The 2,560-nt window shown below is 66.7% G+C and carries 2 protein-coding genes; both read left to right on the top strand.

What is annotated here, in order from left to right; all coding sequences use genetic code 11:
* The coding region (locus tag IVA78_RS03200; protein ID WP_247464292.1) for a hybrid sensor histidine kinase/response regulator at window positions 1-2,150 on the top strand (2,150 nt) is incomplete at its 5' end.
* Window positions 2,151-2,171: 21 nt separating this feature from the next.
* On the top strand, window positions 2,172-2,560 hold a 389-nt coding region (locus tag IVA78_RS03195), incomplete at its 3' end, for a chemotaxis protein CheW (protein ID WP_247415222.1).

Genomic DNA, 2,560 nt, shown 5'->3' with positions numbered 1-2,560 from the left:
CTGCGGCCGCTGCAAAACCCGCCGCCAAGGACAAGCCGGCGCCGAAGAGGTCGCTGGCCGACGAGGGCGCCTCCGAAGGCGACCGCATCGCCAACCAGTCGATCCGCGTCAACGTGGATACGCTGGAGCACCTGATGACCATGGTCTCCGAGCTGGTCTTGACCCGCAACCAGCTTTTGGAGATCTCCCGCCGCAACGAGGACACCGAGTTCAAGGTGCCGTTGCAGCGCCTCTCCAACGTCACCGCCGAGCTGCAGGAGGGCGTCATGAAGACGCGCATGCAGCCGATCGGCAATGCCTGGCAGAAGCTGCCCCGCATCGTCCGCGACCTCTCGAGCGAACTCGGCAAGCAGATCGAGTTGGAGATGCACGGCGCCGATACCGAGCTCGACCGTCAGGTGCTCGATTTGATCAAGGACCCGCTCACCCATATGGTGCGCAACTCCGCCGATCATGGCCTCGAGACCCCCGCCGAGCGCTTGGCCGCCGGCAAGGGCGAGCAGGGCACCATTCGGCTGTCCGCCTATCACGAGGGCGGCCACATCATCATCTGCATCGCCGACAACGGCCGCGGCCTCAACACCGACAAGATCAAGGCCAAGGCGATCTCTAGCGGGCTGGTCACCGAGGCCGAGCTCGAGAAGATGAGCGAAGCCCAGATCCACAAGTTCATCTTCGCGCCGGGCTTCTCGACCGCGGCCGCCATCACCTCGGTCTCCGGCCGCGGCGTCGGCATGGACGTGGTGCGCACCAACATCGACCAGATCGGCGGCACCATCGACATCAAGAGCGTGGCCGGCGAAGGCTCCTCCGTCACCATCAAGATCCCGCTGACCTTGGCGATCGTCTCCGCCCTGATCGTCGAGGCCGCCGGCGACCGCTTTGCCATCCCGCAGCTCTCGGTGGTCGAGCTGGTGCGCGCCCGCGCCAATTCCGAGCACCGCATCGAGCGCATCAAAGACACCGCGGTGCTGCGCCTGCGCAACAAGCTCTTGCCGCTGATCCATCTGAAGAAGCTCTTGAAGATCGACGACGGCGCCGCATCCGATCCCGAGAACGGTTTTATCGTGGTCACGCAAGTCGGCAGCCAGACCTTCGGCATCGTCGTCGACGGCGTGTTCCACACCGAAGAGATCGTGGTCAAGCCGATGTCGACCAAGCTGCGTCACATCGACATGTTCTCGGGCAACACCATTTTGGGCGATGGCGCCGTCATCATGATCATCGATCCCAACGGCATTGCCAAGGCGCTCGGCGCCGCCGGCTCCTCGGCCCATGACATGGCCGACGAGAACGGGGCCCACCACATCGGCGCGGGCGAGCAGACCACCTCGCTGCTGGTGTTCCGCGCCGGCTCGTCCCAGCCCAAGGCGGTCCCGCTCGGGCTCGTCACCCGTCTCGAGGAGCTGCCCGCCGACAAGATCGAGTTCAGCAACGGCCGCTACATGGTGCAGTACCGCGAGCAGCTGATGCCGCTGGTCGCCATGGAGGGCGTCACCGTTGCGAGCCAGGGTGCCCAACCGATCCTGGTGTTCGCCGACGACGGCCGCGCCATGGGCCTCGTCGTCGACGAGATCATCGACATCGTCGAGGAACGGCTCAATATCGAGGTCGGCGGCTCCGGCTCGGGCATTCTGGGCTCGGCCGTGATCAAGGGCCAGGCCACCGAGGTGATCGACGTCGGCCACTTCCTGCCGATGGCGTTCGCCGACTGGTTCACCCGCAAGGAGATGAAGCCGTCGCTGCATTCGCAGTCGGTGCTGCTGGTCGACGATTCCGCGTTCTTCCGCAACATGCTGGCGCCGGTGCTCAAAGCCGCCGGTTACCGCGTCCGCACCGCGCCAACCGCGCAGGAGGGCCTGGCCGCGCTGCGCGCCCAGAGCTTTGACGTGGTGCTGACCGACATCGAGATGCCCGACATGAACGGGTTCGAGTTCGCCGAAGTGATCCGCTCCGACAGCAATCTGGGCGCGATGCCGATCATCGGCCTGTCGGCGCTGGTGTCGCCGGCGGCGATCGAGCGCGGCCGGCAGGCCGGCTTCCACGACTATGTCGCCAAGTTCGACCGTCCCGGTCTGATCGCGGCGCTGAAGGAGCAGACCGCGGGCGCCGCCGGCGCCTCCGAGCTGAGCCGGGCAGCGGCGGCCTAACCCAGGATCAGGAGACCAGCGATGAGCAAGACCCAGTCCAGCGAAGGCGCCATGGTCGAATACGTCACCGCGATGATCGGCGGCCAGCTGTTCGGCCTGCCGATCTCCCGCGTCCAGGACGTGTTCATGCCCGAGCGCGTCACCCGTGTGCCGCTGTCCTCGGGCGAGATCGCGGGCGTGCTGAACCTGCGCGGCCGCATCGTCACCGTGGTCGACATGCGCGCCCGCCTCGGCCTGCCCAAGGCCGAAGACGGCAAGGTGCCGATGGCGGTCGGCGTCGACCTGCGCGGCGAATCCTACGGCCTGCTCATCGACCAGATCGGCGAGGTGCTGCGCCTGCCCGAGGACGGCAAGGAAGACAACCCCGTCAACCTCGACCCCCGCATGGCCAAGCTCGCCGGCGGCGTCCA

It is taken from the genome of Bradyrhizobium sp. 137 (assembly GCF_023074095.1).
GTDB lineage: Bacteria > Pseudomonadota > Alphaproteobacteria > Rhizobiales > Xanthobacteraceae > Bradyrhizobium.
Note: the sequence above shows the minus strand (reverse complement) of the source record. Positions and strands in the feature narration are given on the sequence as shown.